Annotated in this window: 13 protein-coding genes and 1 pseudogene; 5 read left to right on the top strand and 9 right to left on the bottom strand. The window is 69.9% G+C overall.

What is annotated here, in order from left to right; genetic code table 11:
- Positions 1–93 precede the first annotated feature (93 nt).
- Positions 94–636, bottom strand: a complete 543-nt coding sequence (locus tag Leucomu_RS05625) for a hypothetical protein (protein WP_128386598.1) — start codon at positions 634–636, stop codon at positions 94–96.
- A 41-nt stretch (positions 637–677) separates the two neighbouring features.
- On the bottom strand, positions 678–1,178 hold the full coding sequence (locus tag Leucomu_RS05620; protein ID WP_228407298.1) for a general stress protein: 501 nt from the start codon (positions 1,176–1,178) through the stop codon (positions 678–680).
- A gap of 47 nt (positions 1,179–1,225) precedes the next feature.
- Here Leucomu_RS05620 and Leucomu_RS05615 point away from each other — a divergent pair, with 47 nt between their 5' ends.
- The 3 genes and pseudogenes from Leucomu_RS05615 to Leucomu_RS05605 all read left to right on the top strand — a co-directional run bounded on the left by Leucomu_RS05615 (position 1,226) and on the right by Leucomu_RS05605 (position 4,336).
- Positions 1,226–2,512, top strand: coding sequence for a magnesium transporter MgtE N-terminal domain-containing protein (locus Leucomu_RS05615; protein ID WP_128386597.1), 1,287 nt, complete (start codon positions 1,226–1,228; stop codon positions 2,510–2,512).
- Positions 2,509–3,019 (top strand): annotated as a pseudogene (locus Leucomu_RS05610) (DUF1003 domain-containing protein); the annotation flags it as partial. The gene Leucomu_RS05615 and the pseudogene Leucomu_RS05610, both read left to right, overlap by 4 nt.
- Positions 3,020–3,184: 165 nt before the next feature.
- Positions 3,185–4,336 (top strand): Mrp/NBP35 family ATP-binding protein, encoded by a 1,152-nt coding sequence (locus Leucomu_RS05605; RefSeq protein WP_128386595.1) that lies wholly within the window; start codon positions 3,185–3,187, stop codon positions 4,334–4,336.
- 55 nt (positions 4,337–4,391) lie between these two features.
- Here the strand turns inward: Leucomu_RS05605 and Leucomu_RS05600 are convergent, their stop codons facing one another.
- Both Leucomu_RS05600 and Leucomu_RS05595 read right to left on the bottom strand, forming a co-directional pair.
- Positions 4,392–6,164 (bottom strand): putative bifunctional diguanylate cyclase/phosphodiesterase, encoded by a 1,773-nt coding sequence (locus Leucomu_RS05600; protein WP_128386594.1) that lies wholly within the window; start codon positions 6,162–6,164, stop codon positions 4,392–4,394.
- 38 nt (positions 6,165–6,202) lie between these two features.
- The gene (locus tag Leucomu_RS05595; RefSeq protein WP_017884796.1) at positions 6,203–6,589 is read right to left on the bottom strand and encodes a twin-arginine translocase TatA/TatE family subunit; all 387 of its coding nucleotides are present in this window, start codon (positions 6,587–6,589) and stop codon (positions 6,203–6,205) included.
- Positions 6,590–6,680: 91 nt separating this feature from the next.
- On the opposite strand from Leucomu_RS05595, the gene Leucomu_RS05590 reads away from it, so the two are divergent.
- Positions 6,681–7,313, top strand: a complete 633-nt coding sequence (locus Leucomu_RS05590; RefSeq protein WP_128386593.1) for an O-methyltransferase — start codon at positions 6,681–6,683, stop codon at positions 7,311–7,313.
- A gap of 207 nt (positions 7,314–7,520) precedes the next feature.
- Here Leucomu_RS05590 and Leucomu_RS05585 read toward each other — a convergent pair whose 3' ends face one another.
- Together Leucomu_RS05585 and dapE are read right to left on the bottom strand one after the other, a co-directional pair.
- Positions 7,521–7,691 carry a DUF3117 domain-containing protein gene (locus Leucomu_RS05585; RefSeq protein WP_076623924.1) on the bottom strand — a complete coding sequence of 57 codons (171 nt, stop codon included), beginning with the start codon at positions 7,689–7,691 and terminating at the stop codon, positions 7,521–7,523.
- 77 nt (positions 7,692–7,768) lie between these two features.
- Complete coding sequence (gene dapE, locus Leucomu_RS05580) at positions 7,769–8,884, bottom strand: succinyl-diaminopimelate desuccinylase (RefSeq protein WP_128386592.1); 1,116 nt, start codon at positions 8,882–8,884, stop codon at positions 7,769–7,771.
- An 89-nt stretch (positions 8,885–8,973) separates the two neighbouring features.
- Here dapE and dapD point away from each other — a divergent pair, with 89 nt between their 5' ends.
- Positions 8,974–9,930, top strand: coding sequence for a 2,3,4,5-tetrahydropyridine-2,6-dicarboxylate N-succinyltransferase (gene dapD, locus Leucomu_RS05575; RefSeq protein ID WP_017884792.1), 957 nt, complete (start codon positions 8,974–8,976; stop codon positions 9,928–9,930).
- Between the two features lie 243 nt (positions 9,931–10,173).
- Here dapD and Leucomu_RS05570 read toward each other — a convergent pair whose 3' ends face one another.
- The 3 genes from Leucomu_RS05570 to fdxA all read right to left on the bottom strand — a co-directional run bounded on the left by Leucomu_RS05570 (position 10,174) and on the right by fdxA (position 13,073).
- Positions 10,174–11,472 (bottom strand): citrate synthase, encoded by a 1,299-nt coding sequence (locus Leucomu_RS05570; protein ID WP_017884791.1) that lies wholly within the window; start codon positions 11,470–11,472, stop codon positions 10,174–10,176.
- Between the two features lie 166 nt (positions 11,473–11,638).
- Entirely contained in the window at positions 11,639–12,748 is a 1,110-nt protein-coding gene (gene dapC / locus Leucomu_RS05565) for a succinyldiaminopimelate transaminase (protein ID WP_128386591.1), read from the bottom strand.
- Positions 12,749–12,752: 4 nt separating this feature from the next.
- Complete coding sequence (fdxA, locus tag Leucomu_RS05560; protein WP_031290182.1) at positions 12,753–13,073, bottom strand: ferredoxin; 321 nt, start codon at positions 13,071–13,073, stop codon at positions 12,753–12,755.
- Between the last annotated feature and the right edge of the window lie 205 nt (positions 13,074–13,278).

Raw genomic sequence — 13,278 nt, 5'->3', positions numbered from 1 at the left:
GAGGGCACACCGGTGCCCTCCGCTAGAAGCTACGTTACCACGACGTGGTGCAGATCTTGAAGATTCGAGACGCTCGAGGTCTTCGGCGGGTGATCACCGGTCCTCGTCCGCATCGGGTAGAGAGTGCTGATGCAACAGGGCTTCGCAGTAGCAAGCCCAGAAGCTCTTCAGACGACGCCGGCCAATGGAACCTTCCTGACATTTGAACAGCTCCTCAGTGAGCAGCACGCGCGCGTGTAGAAGCGCAGATCGGCGGGCCCCGAAGATGTTGCGTTCCGCGTCCTCGACAGCTTCTCGGCTCGATCGATATGCCTTTGACTCCACCCCCAGCGCGTACGCCTGCTGGGCTATGAAGAGCGTCAGTTCCACATCTCTGTCGTTCGACTCGAGCGAAGCCATAGCAGCGATGGCTCTGGCGTGATGAGCTGCACCTTCCATCGTTCTCCCACCGTCCCAGCTGGGATCGAGCAGAGGTTCTGATTGGCTCTCGATCATCGCGATGAGATGCCCGACATATCGCCCGCGGATCTCTGCGTTCCTTGCCCGACGGTCACGCTCCCAGCCTGCGCGTGCAATGGCGATGGTCACAAGGATCGCCACCGCCGAAATCACGACGGCTGCATCGGCCGACGTCATACTGAATCACGCAGGGTCATCGTGTCCCAATCGTGTCCGCGCTACTTCTGCGCCGATTCCACGAGGATGCGGCGGGCCTCGTGAAGCAAGTCAGGCTCTACGATCAGGTCGTACCGCGTCGCGACCATCTGCATGACCGACGAGAAGTCGCGGCGGTTGCGGTTCATAGCGTACGAGAGCACCCCGAAGAGCATGCCGAAGCCGGCGCCGATCACCACGGCCGCGATGAACACGCCGAAGATGCCGGCGTTGTCGGGCTGGAAGATGAACAGCAGCAGGCCGAGGAAGAGGCCCAGGTAGGCGCCCGAGAGCGCGCCCATCAGCGCGATGCGGCCGTAGGTGAGGCGCCCGGTGACCCGCTCGACGCTGCGCACGTCGTTGCCGACGATGCTGATGCGCTGCACGGGGAAGCTGGCGCGGGCGAGCACGTCGACGGCGTGCTTCGCATCTTCGTAGCGGTCGTAGGTGGAGACGATCTCGCCCTGCGGGATCTCGGGCATCAGCGGGGCGCGCGAGGAGGAGAGGGGGCCGGGAGTACTCATGCCCCTATTCTCTCACCGCGGAGCCCCGGCCCACTACGCTAGAGGGTGTGAGTACTACGCGGGTCTTCGTCGGGCGCCTCGCCGGGCGCGGGGTGTTCGATCCTGTCGGGGATCGGATCGGCAAGGTGCGCGATGTGCTCGTCGTCTTCCGGGCGGCGAGCGCGCCGCGCGTGGTCGGCCTGATCGTCGAGATCCCAGGCAAGCGGCGCGTGTTCGTGCCGATCGGCCGGGTGACCTCGATCGGCTCCGGCCAGGTCATCACGACGGGCCTCATCAACGTGCGCCGCTTCGAGCAGCGCGGCGGCGAGACGCGCATGATCGCCGAGATCATCGGCCGCGAGGTGCGGCTCGCCCCCGAGCAGGCGGGCGGGCAGCCGCTGTCGGCCCGCATCGAGGACGCCGCGATCGAGCGCACTCGCACGGGCGAGTGGGTGGTCTCCGAGGTGTTCGTGCGGCTGCCGAAGCCGGCGGCGCCCTTCAGCCGCGGCGACTCGCGCATCGTGCGCTGGTCGGATCTGGTGCTGCCGAGTTCGAGCGAGTCGGCGCAGTCGGCCGAGCTGCTCATCCAGACGATGGTCGACCTCAAGCCGGCCGACCTCGCCGAGGCGCTGCTCGAGCTGCCGCAGCACCGCATGCTCGAGGTCATCGACGAGCTCGCCGATGAGCGCGTGGCCGACGCGCTCGAGGAGATGAGCGAGCAGGATCAGCTGGCGCTGCTGGCGCAGCTGCCCCCGGACCGCACTGCCGACGTGCTCGACCGCATGGAGCCGGACGACGCGGCAGACCTCATCTCCGCGCTGCCCGCGGCGAAGGGCGAGGAGCTGCTCGACCTCATGGAGCCCGAGGAGGCGGAGGACGTGCGCCGCCTGCTCGAGTACGACGCCGACACGGCCGGCGGCCTAATGAGCCCCGCGCCGATCGTGCTGTCGGGCGAGTCGAGCGTCGCCGAGGGCCTCGCGATGATCCGCCGCGCCGAGATCCCGCCCGCCATGGCCTCGGCCGTCTACGTCACCCATCCCCCGTACGAGACGCCCACGGGCGAGTACATCGGCATGGCCCACTTCCAGCGCATGCTGCGCTTCCCGCCGCACGAGCGCATGGTGGCGCTGATCGACACCGAGATCGAGCCGGTCACGGTCGATGCGAGCGCCGCCGAGGTGTCGCGCCGCATCGCGAGCTACGACCTCGTCGCGATCCCGGTGGTCGACGAGCAGCACCGCCTCGTAGGTGTGGTGACGGTCGACGACGTGCTCGATCATCTGCTGCCCGACGACTGGCGTCACGCCGACGACGAGGCCCCGCGTTCCTCCGCTTCGCAGGGCGGGCGCCGATGAGTCTGTTCAAGCGGGATCCAGGCCTCGACGCGCCGCTCTCGGCGGGCGCGCGCGCGGGCCGCGGCGCGCTCGGAGGCGCGAGGGGGCACGAGCGTTTCGGCCGCTGGACGGAGAGCATCGCGCGCGGCATGGGCACGCCGTGGTTCCTGCTGATGCTGACGCTGTTCTGCATGGCGTGGCTGGCCTGGAACACGTGGGGCCCGGAGTGGGTGCGTTTCGATTCGGCGGCGCTCGGCTTCACGGCGCTCACGCTGATCCTCTCGCTGCAGGCGTCGTATGCGGCGCCCATGATCCTGCTCGCTCAGAATCGGCAGGACGACCGCGACCGCGTGCAGATGGAGCAGGATCGGCAGCGCGCCGAGCGCAATCTCGCCGACACGGAGTTCCTCGCCCGCGAGGTGGTGGCGCTGCGCATCGCGCTGAAGGATCTGCCGGATCGCGATTTCATCCGAGCGGAGCTGCGCTCGCTGCTGGCGGAGCTCGAGGAGGAGCGCGAGGCCGAGGAGGACTCGTTCGTGGTCGAGGATCCGGATCCGGGCGAGGCTCCGCTCTCGCCGGCCGGTGGGCGCGACGCCGACGGGCGCGGCGACGCCGGAGCGCATGATACCGACGGGCGCGACAAGGCCGACGGACGCGACGGTGCCGACGGGCGGCCGGATCTCGAGGACAGGGATGACCGGGAGCGCTGAGGCCGCGGTTCGCGCCGCGCTCGACCGGGTGCGGGATCCCGAGATCCTGCGCCCCATCACCGAGCTCGGCATGGTGCGCGACGTGCGCGTGGACGCCGAGGGCCGGGCGACGGTCTCGATCCTGCTCACCATCGCGGGCTGCCCGGCGGCCCGCCGCATCGAGGCCGACACGCTCGAGGCGGCGCAGTCGGCGCCCGGCGTCTCGTCGGCCGAGGTCGTGGTGGGCGTGATGTCCCCGGCCGAGCGCAAGGCGTTCGTGGAGCGCGTGCGCGGCGACCGCGGAGCGCGCCCGCAGCAGTTCGGGCCCGACTCGCTCACGCGGGTGATCGCGGTGACGAGCGGCAAGGGCGGTGTGGGCAAGTCATCGCTGACGGCTGGGCTCGCCGTCGCACTCGCGCAGCAGGGACTCTCGGTCGGGCTCGTCGACGCCGACGTGTTCGGCTTCTCGATCCCGGGCATCCTGGGGCTGAGCCGCGAGGGGCGCACCGAGCAGCCGACGCGCCTCGACGACATGATCCTGCCGCCCGTGGCGCACGGCGTGAAGACCGTGTCGATCGGCATGTTCCTGGGCGACGCCGACCCCCGCACCACGGCCGTCTCGTGGCGGGGGCCGATGCTGCACCGCACGATCGAGCAGTTTCTGCGCGACGTGTGGTTCGGCGATCTCGACGTCCTGCTGCTCGATCTGCCTCCCGGCACGGGCGACATCGCGATCAGCGTGGGGCAGTTGCTGCCCCAGGCCGAGGTGCTCGTGGTGACGACCCCGCAGGAGGCCGCGGCCGACGTAGCGGTGCGCAGCGCGCTCGTCGCGCGCCAGACGGGCCAGCGCGTGATCGGCGTGGTCGAGAACATGGCGGGTCTCGTGCAGCCCGACGGCAGTGTGGTCGACGTCTTCGGCAGCGGCGGCGGCCGGCTGGTGGCGCAGCGTCTGAGCGACGACGAGCACGGCGAGGTGCCACTGCTCGGCAGTGTGCCGCTCAGCCCCGCGTTCCGCGAGGGGGGCGACCGCGGTGAACCCGCGGTGCTCGCGACGCCCGAGGATCCCGCGGCGGCCGAGGTGATCAGGATCGCGCGCGCGATCGTGGGTCAGGGCCGCAGTCTGGCCGGCAGGTCGCTCGGGATCGCTCCGCGCTGAGGCGCGGCCGCTGCGGCGGCTCTGGACCGGTTCAGGCCATGCCGCGGGGTGAGGCTCACCCCGCGGAGTTCAGCTCGCGGAGCGTTTCGTCGACGGGCCGGGGGCGGGCGAACAGGAACCCCTGGAACGCGTCGACGCCGAGATCGCGCAAACGTTCGAACTGCTCCTCGGTCTCGACGCCCTCGGCGACGACCTGCAGGTCGAAGGTGCGTCCGAGCTGCACGATGGTGCGTGCGATCGCCGTCGCCGGTTCGTCGTCGACCACGGCCGAGACGAAGGAGCGGTCGATCTTGAGCTGTTGCACGGGCAAATGCCGCAGGTAGCTCAGCGACGAGTAGCCGGTGCCGAAATCGTCGAGCGACGAGAGCACCCCCTCGGCTCGCAGCAGCGACAGCAGGCGGATCGTGCGGTCGAGGTCGGTGTGCAGCACACTCTCGGTCAGCTCGAACTTCAGACGACCCGGGGCGATGCCGTGACGCGCGATGATCGCGCGCACGCGCTCGGTGAAGTCGTCGACGCGCAGCTGCCGTTCGCTCAGGTTCACCGAGAAGGTGAGTTCGCGGCGCTCCGGCTCGCGTTTCCAGGCGGCGAGCACGCGGCAGGCCTCCTCGAGCACCCACTCGCCGATTTCGACGATGATGCCGGTCTGCTCGGCCAGCGGGATGAACCCGCCGGGCGGCACGAGCCCGCGCTCGGGACTGAGCCACCGGATGAGCCCTTCCTCGCCGATCACGCGGCGGTCGCGGTCGACGATCGGCTGGGAGAACAGCCGCAGTTCACCGCGCTCGATGCCGCGCCGCAGCTCGGAGACCAGGCTCACGCGCTGCTGCGCGTCGTCGAGCATGCTCTGCCGGAACAGCCGCAGGCGTCGCTGCCCACCGGCGCGCCGTGCGCGCTTGCGGGCGATATCGGCGCACTTGATCACCTCGTGCGGATCGGTGGTCTCGATGTAGCCGTCGGTGCCGGCCGTGTCGCCTTCCTGATCCTGGTGGCGCTGCCTGATGCCGGGGGCGGCCCACACCACGTAGCCGACGCTCGCAGAGGTGTCGACGACCACGCCGGATCCGAGGTTGACGGGGCCCGTCAGCGCACCGAGCACCCGGTCGACCGCCTCGGCGGCCCGCTGCTCGACGAGCCGGTGGTCGCTGCCGATGTGCGGCAGCAGGATACCGAAGGTGTTGGAGCCGATGCGCGCCACGCACGCGTCCTCGATGCCGAGCGTGCAGAGCTGCTGCGATGCGTGGAGCAGCAGCCGGTCCCCCACCGCGTACCCGAACGCGTCGTTGACGACCGACAGATCGTCGGCACTGACCGCGATGAAGCCGCTCAGCTGGCATCCCGGCTTCTGCTCGATGTCGGCGTCGATCTCGCGCAGCATCGACACTCGGTTGGGCAGACCGGTCGCGCGGTCGTAGAACGCGAGCCTGCGCGCCTGCTCCTCGGCGAGGTGACGCTTCGTCTCCTCGGTGCGGATCGCGATGTAGCGCTCGGGGCGACCGCGATCGTCGAGCAGTGGGATGATCGTGGTGTCGACCCAGTACTCGCTGCCGTCTTTGGCGCGGTTGCAGAGCTCGCCCTTCCACACGTCGCCGCGGCCGATCACCCGCCACATCTCCTGGAAGAACTCCTTCGGATGCCGACCGGAGTTGATGATGCGGTGGGTCTGGCCGACCAGCTCGTCGCGGGAGTACTGGGATATCTCGCAGAAACGGTCGTTCACGTGGAGGATGATGCCGCGCCGGTCGGTGACCGCGATGATCGAGGAGGTGTTGAGAGCGTAGAGGATCTCGTTGAACTCCCGATCGGATGCGCCGAGCTGAGCACGCAAACTCGTTTCCGCTTCAGCGTGCCCGGCATGGGGGTGGCTCACGTGGCCTCCTCGTCGAAGTGGAGCCCCCCACGTTCATCGACCTGCTCGCCCGCGACGGCCCCGGAGGCCGCGCGCCGGTTCTGAGCGGCTTCGGCGAGCCTCGCCCGCCGAGCCGCTGCCCGAGCCTCGCGCTCATCCTCGACGAGCGCGTCGCGGATGATGCGGCGAGGATCGTACTGACGCGGATCGAGCTGCTTCCAGTCGACCTCGTCGAACTCGGGCCCCATCTCGTCGCGCAGGCGATCCTTCGCCCCGTCGGCCATGCGCTTCGCGCCGCGCACGAACTCGCCGAGCTTCTTCGCGTAGACCGGCAGCCGGTCGGGGCCCAGCACAAACATGGCGATCACCAAGATCACCAGGATTTTGTCGATTGTGAGGCCCATCAACAACTATCGTAGCGCTCGGAGCACCCCTCGGAGGTCGCGCTACGCTAGAGTCACCGGCGCTGCGGCGCCTCGGACACCGGAGGAGAACGTGAGCAAGCTCGAACGCAACTGGCAGTACGCCGAGCAGTACCCGGGTGAGACCGACGCGATCGTCCGCGCTCGGCGCCTCTCGCTCGAACTCGGGCTCGAGCCGGTCAGTCGCTCCACCGCGGCGCAGCTCTCGGCGCTCACGGCGCTGACCCGTGCGCAGGCCGTCTGCGAGGTGGGCACGGGGGTCGGCGTGAGCGGCCTCGCACTGCTGCGCTACGCTCCCGAGGCGACCCTCACCTCGATCGAGATCGAGCCCGAGCACCTGCGCGAGGCCCGCGGTGTGTTGGCCGAGGCCGGCGTGCCGTCGTCTCGACTGCGGCTGGTCGAGGGCGACGCCCGCCATGTGATGCCGCGGCTGAACCTCGGCGCCTACGATCTCGTGCTGCTCGACGCCGACCCCGGGCAGCTGCTCGAGCACTTCGAGCACGCGCTCGGCATCGTGCGCCCGGGCGGCTGCATCGTCGTGCCCGGTATCTTCGCGCACGGCCGCGTGCCCGACCCCGCAGCTCGCGACGAGGCCGCCGTCGCGTGCCGCGACCTGCTCGCCCTCGTGGCCGAGTCCCCGGCGATCGCCCCGATGCTCTCACCCACCGGCGACGGCGTGCTGACGCTCGTGCGGCTCGACGGCTGAACTCCTCGACGGGCTCAGGAGCCGACGGCTCGGAGCAGGCGGGATCGGTGACCTGCGGGCCGGGCGCCTGCGGGTGCAGGGGTCGGCGGGATCGGCGCTCACTCTCTTGATCCGAGGCCGGCGAAACGCAGAACGGAGGGGGCTCGGAATCATCGATTCCGAGCCCCCTCCGTTCTGCTACTGCCGAGCGCCTAGCCTTCGACCGGCTCAGCCGTCGAGCACGGACGAGAGCACGTCTCGCAGTTCGGTGGCCTCCTGGTCGTTGACCGACACCACGAGGCGTCCGCCGCCCTCGAGCGGTACGCGCACCACGATCAGCCGACTCTCGCGAACCGCCTCCATGGGTCCGTCCCCAGTCCTCGGTTTCATTGCAGCCATGACGCCTCCTCGAAAGTTATGGTTGATGTCTAGTTTATCGGGCCACCGCCGAAGAGGGCCAACCCGCTTACCCCTGGTTACGCCTCACTCGCCTGCAGCCAGGCGCGCAGGGCCCGCTCGGTGAACTCGATCTGACTCACCGGCACCCGCTCGTCGTCCGCGTGGGCGAGCAGCGGGTCGCCGGGGCCGAAGTTGACCGCGGGGATGCCGAGCGCCGAGAAGCGGGCCACGTCGGTCCACCCGAACTTCGCGTTGGGCTCCACGCCGACGGCCTCCACGAAGCGGCGCGCGAGCGGCGCGTCGAGGCCGGGCCGCGCCCCGGGCGCGAGATCCACGATCTCCACCTCGTCGGCGTCCGAGAAGAAGTCGCGCACCACCCGCTCGGCCTCGTCGGTCGAGCGGCTCGGCGCGAAGCGGTAGTTGACCTCGAAGCTGCAGCGATCGGGGATGACGTTGCCCGCGACGCCGCCCTCGATGCGCACCGCGTTCAGTCCCTCGCGGTACTCGAGACCGTCGACCACGATGCGCTCCGCCTCGTAACGGGCCAGCCGGTCGAGCAACGCCCCGGCGCGCTGGATCGCGTTCACTCCCATCCAGCTGCGCGCCGAGTGAGCGCGCCTGCCGTGCATGGTGACGCGCGCTCGCAGCGTGCCGTTGCAGCCGCCCTCGATGGTGCCGTTCGAGGGTTCGCCGAGGATCGCGAAGTCGGCCGCGAAGAGCCGCGGGTGATGGCGCATGGCGCGGCCGAGTCCGCTCAGGTCGGACGCGACCTCCTCGTGGTCGTACCAGATCCAGGTCAGGTCGACCGCGGGCTCGGCGAGTTCGACGGCGAGCAGCAGCTGCACCGCCACCCCGGCCTTCATATCGACCGTGCCCCGCCCGCGGATCATCGTCTCCCCGGTCGCCGCGTCGAGCTCGTCGCGCACCGGCAGGTTGTCGTTGATGGGCACCGTGTCGAGGTGCCCGGCGATGGCGACACGGCGCTCGCGACCCAACTCGGTGCGCGCGATGATCGTGTCGCCATCGCGGGTGACGCTCAGGTGCGGCGCCCGCTCGCGGAGTACGGCCTCGACGGCGTCGGCGATCGCCCGTTCGTCGCCGGAGACCGACGGGATGTCGCACAGCTGACGGGTGAGCTCGACCGCGCCGAGGGCGGGATCGAGGCGGGGCGCGGGAGACGGATCGGCATTCACCCGATCCAGCCTAGTCTCCCGCGTCGGAGCGCGTTCCCGGCGCCCCGGATGATGCATCGGCGCGGCGCGGTCACGGTAGCCTGGAAGGCATGACTGACTCTCGCTCTGCATGGTCCGCCGGTATCGTCACCACCGCCGCCGACGGCACGGTTCTCGACGCATGGTTCCCCTCGCCCGCGCTGGGCGAACGCCCCGCGGATCGCGATCGCTGGGTCGCCCCAGCGGAGCTCGAGGAGCTCGCAGGCGCCGACGAGCTGCGCGGCGTGGAGCTGCGCCCCGTGAACGTGGAGATCGATCTCGACGCGGCCCCGGCCTCCACCGAGGACGCCTACCTGCGCCTGCATCTGCTGTCGCACTGCCTGGTGCGGCCCAACTCGATCAACCTCGACGGCATCTTCGGCAAGCTGCCCAACGTGGCCTGGACGACCGCCGGCCCGATGCTGCCCGACGTCTACGCGGCGCGTCTGCCGCGGCTGAAGCGCGCGGGCATCACCGCGGTCGGCCTCGACAAGTTCCCGCGGCTCACCGACTACGTCGTGCCCCAGGGCGTGCGCATCGCCGACACGTCGCGCGTGCGGCTCGGCGCCCACCTTGCGCCGGGCACGACCGTGATGCACGAGGGCTTCGTGAACTTCAACGCGGGCACGCTCGGGGCCTCGATGGTCGAGGGACGCATTTCGCAGGGCGTCGTGGTGGGCGACGGCTCCGACATCGGCGGCGGCGCCTCGATCATGGGCACCCTCTCGGGCGGCGGCACGCAGCGCATCACCATCGGCGAGCGCGCGCTGCTCGGCGCGAACTCGGGCATCGGCATCTCGCTGGGCGACGACAGCGTCGTCGAGGCGGGCCTCTACGTGACCGCGGGCACCAAGGTCGTGCTGCCGAAGGGCACCATCGACTCGAACGGCGAGCCCGTCGAGGTGAAGGCGGTCGAGCTGTCGGGTCTGCCGCAGCTGCTGTTCCGCCGCAACTCGCGCACCGGCGGAGTGGAGGCGCTGCCCCGCGAGGGCGCCGGCATCGAGCTCAACTCCGAGCTGCACGCTTGAAAGACGGCGTCGGTGGTCGCCGACGCGGTGCGCCCCGGCGCCGTCTGAACGTTCTCGGGCGATCACCAGTCCCCACCCGCCGAGTCGGCCTACTCCGACCGACACGGCCGGGAATTCGCGCGAATCGTAGGCCGACTCGATACGAACAGGCCGACTCAACGCACATGCACCCTTCACGGGCTCAGGGCATACGCGAGACCCGAGCCCACCTTTCGCCGGGCTCGGGGATGGCGCGGCGAACCGCTAGCGGCCGAGGCGGCGCTCTGCCGACCCGGTGTACAGCTGCTGGGGGCGGCCGATCTTGGTCTGCGCGTCGTCGCGGGCCTCGCGCCACTGGGCGATCCAGCCCGGCAGGCGGCCGATGGCGAACAGCACGGTGAACATGCGCGTGGGGAAGCCCATCGCCTTGTAGATCACGCCGGTGTAGAAGTCGACGTTGGGGTAGAGCTTGCGCTCCTTGAAGTAGTCGTCTTCGAGCGCGATCTGCTCGAGCTCCTGCGCGAGGCCGAGCAGGGGGTCGTTGACGCCGAGCTCTTCGAGCACGCGGCTGGCGCTCTCCTTGACGATGCGGGCGCGCGGGTCGTAGTTCTTGTAGACGCGGTGCCCGAAGCCCATGAGCTTGACGCCGTCTTCTTTGCGCTTGACCTTCTCGACGAAGGTCTCGACGCTCTGGCCGGAGTCGCGGATCTGGGCGAGCATGTCGAGCACGGCCTCGTTGGCTCCGCCGTGCAGGGGGCCCGAGAGCGCGTTGATGCCGGCCGAGACCGACGAGAACATGTTGGCGCCGGTCGAGCCGACGAGGCGCACGGTCGAGGTCGAGGCGTTCTGCTCGTGGTCGGCGTGCAGGATGAGCAGCTTGTCGAGCGCGTCGACGAGCACGGGGTTCATCTCGTAGTCTTCGGCCTTGTTGCCGAAGTTGAGGCGCAGGAAGTTCTCGACGAAGCCGAGCGAGTTCTTCGGGTAGAGGAAGGCCTGGCCGATCGACTTCTTGTGCGCGTAGGCGGCCAGCACCGGCAGCTTCGCGAGCAGGCGGATCGTGTTCACCTCGACGAACTCGGGCACAGTGGTGTCGAGCGAGCTCTCGTAGTAGGTCGACATGGTCTGCAGGCCGCCCGACAGCACCGCCATGGGATGCGCGGTGTGGGGCACGCCCTCGAAGTAGTAGCGCATGTCTTCGTGCAGCAGGGTGTGGCGGCGGATCTCGTCGTCGAAGGCCGCGAGCTCATCGGAGCTGGGCAGCTCGCCGTAGATGAGCAGGTAGGCGACCTCGAGGAAGGTGGAGTTGCGGGCGAGCTCTTCGATCGGGTAGCCGCGGTAGCGCAGCACGCCCTCTTCGCCGTCGATGTAGGTGATGGCCGACTTGGTGGAGGCGGTGTTGACGAAGCCGTAGTCGAGAGCGGTGTACCCGGTCTGCTTGGTGAGAGTGCTGACGTCGATGGCGGAGTGCCCCTCGACCGACTCGAGGATGGGGAACTCGGCCTCCCCTCCGGGGAAGGTGAGCTTCGCGGTGGCCGGGCCCTGCTGCTGAGTCGAATCGGTCACGTCGTCTCCTCGTGAGGTCTCATACGGGGAAGGCTTCGGATAGACGCCCTCGTTCTTATCACCCTATCGGCTCCGTTCGGAGCAAACGTGCACACCGACGATTCGCTGTGCCGCCACCTAGGGTATCTTGACGTCGAGCAAATTGCGATTCGACCGGCATGCGCCGTCAGGCGGCGGAGGCCTCGCGGATGCGCTGCGCCGCCTCGGTGATCGCTTCGTCTCTCGCGGTGAGCGCGAGGCGCACGTGCTTCGGCGAGTGGGATCCGTAGAAGTGGCCCGGCCCGACGACGATGCCGAGCTCGGCGAACTCGGCCACGGCGTCCCAGGCGTCGGCACCGCGGGTCGCCCAGAGGTAGAGGCCGGCCTCGCTGCCCTCGACGCGGTAGCCCGCGGCTTCGAGCGCGGGCAGCAGCACGTCGCGGCGCGCGCGGTATCGATCGCGCTGCTCGGCGACGTGGACCTCGTCGCCGAGGGCGGCGATCATGGCGGCCTGCACGGGCGCGGGCACCATGAGGCCGGCGTGCTTGCGCACGGTGAGCAGACGGTCGATGAGTTCGGGATCGCCGGCCACGAACGCGGCGCGGTAGCCGGCGAGGTTCGACTGCTTGCTCAGCGAGTAGGCGGCGAGCACCCCGCTGTGGTCGTCGCCGACGACGCGGGGGTCGAGGATCGAGGGGATGCGCTCGGCGTCCCAGGGCGCCTGCCACCCGAACTCGGCGTAGCACTCGTCGCCGACGATCACGGCGCCGAGCTCGCGGGCGCGCTCGACGGCGGCGCGCAGCGCGTCGACGCCCAGAACACGGCCGTCGGGATTCGAGGGCGAGTTGATCCAGACGAGGCGGGTGTGCTCGGGCCAGTCGGCGGGGTCGTCGGCGGGGATCGCGTCGGCGCCGACGAGCGCCGCGCCCATGGCGTAGCTGGGGTAGGCGACCCGCGGGAAGGCCACCGCCTCCCCCGCGCCCAGACCGAGCAGGAAGGGCATCAAGGCGACCAGCTCTTTCGAGCCGACGGTGGGCAGCACCGCGGCAGGCTCGACGGTCACGCCGCGTCGGCGCACGAACCAATCGACGATCGCCTCCCGCAGCCGGGGGGCGCCCGCGGTCGTCGGGTAGCCGTGGGCGTCGGTCGCGGCGGCGAGCGCGTCGCGCACGCCCTGCGGCGCGGGATCCACGGGCGATCCGACCGACAGGTTCAGCGCGCCACCGGGATGGCGCGCCGCCTGCTCGGCATAGGGCGCCATCGCGTCCCAGGGGTAGTCGGGAAGCGGTCCGCGCATGCGGCTACTCGCCCTGCGGCGGCAGGGCCGCGATGATGGGGTGGTCGAAGTCGTAGACCCCGACCTTCGCCGCACCGCCCGGCGACCCGACCTCGTCGAAGAACTCGACGTTGGCCTTGTAGTAGTCGGCCCATTCCTCGGGCAGATCGTCTTCGTAGTAGATGGCCTCGACCGGGCAGACCGGTTCGCATGCTCCGCAGTCGACGCACTCGTCAGGGTGGATGTAGAGCGAGCGCTCGCCCTCGTAGATGCAGTCGACCGGGCACTCGTCGACGCAGGCGCGATCCTTCACGTCGACGCACGGAAGAGCGATCACATACGTCACGATGCCCCTACCTTTCGTTTCACTCCATCAGGCCGCGGCGTCAGCCGCAGCGGTCGAACGGCGAATGCTCCCCGTTCGCCTCAGCCGACCGTCATCACTCGGCTCGTAACACATCCATCCTACTCCCCGCCCGAGCCGCTGCCTGAGCCCCGCGACCCGGCCCCGCCCCCTTCGATCAGCCTCTGAGCCTGTCGAAGGGAGCGGG

It is taken from the genome of Leucobacter muris (assembly GCF_004028235.1).
Classification (GTDB): Bacteria; Actinomycetota; Actinomycetes; order Actinomycetales; family Microbacteriaceae; genus Leucobacter; species Leucobacter muris.
Note: the sequence above shows the minus strand (reverse complement) of the source record. Positions and strands in the feature narration are given on the sequence as shown.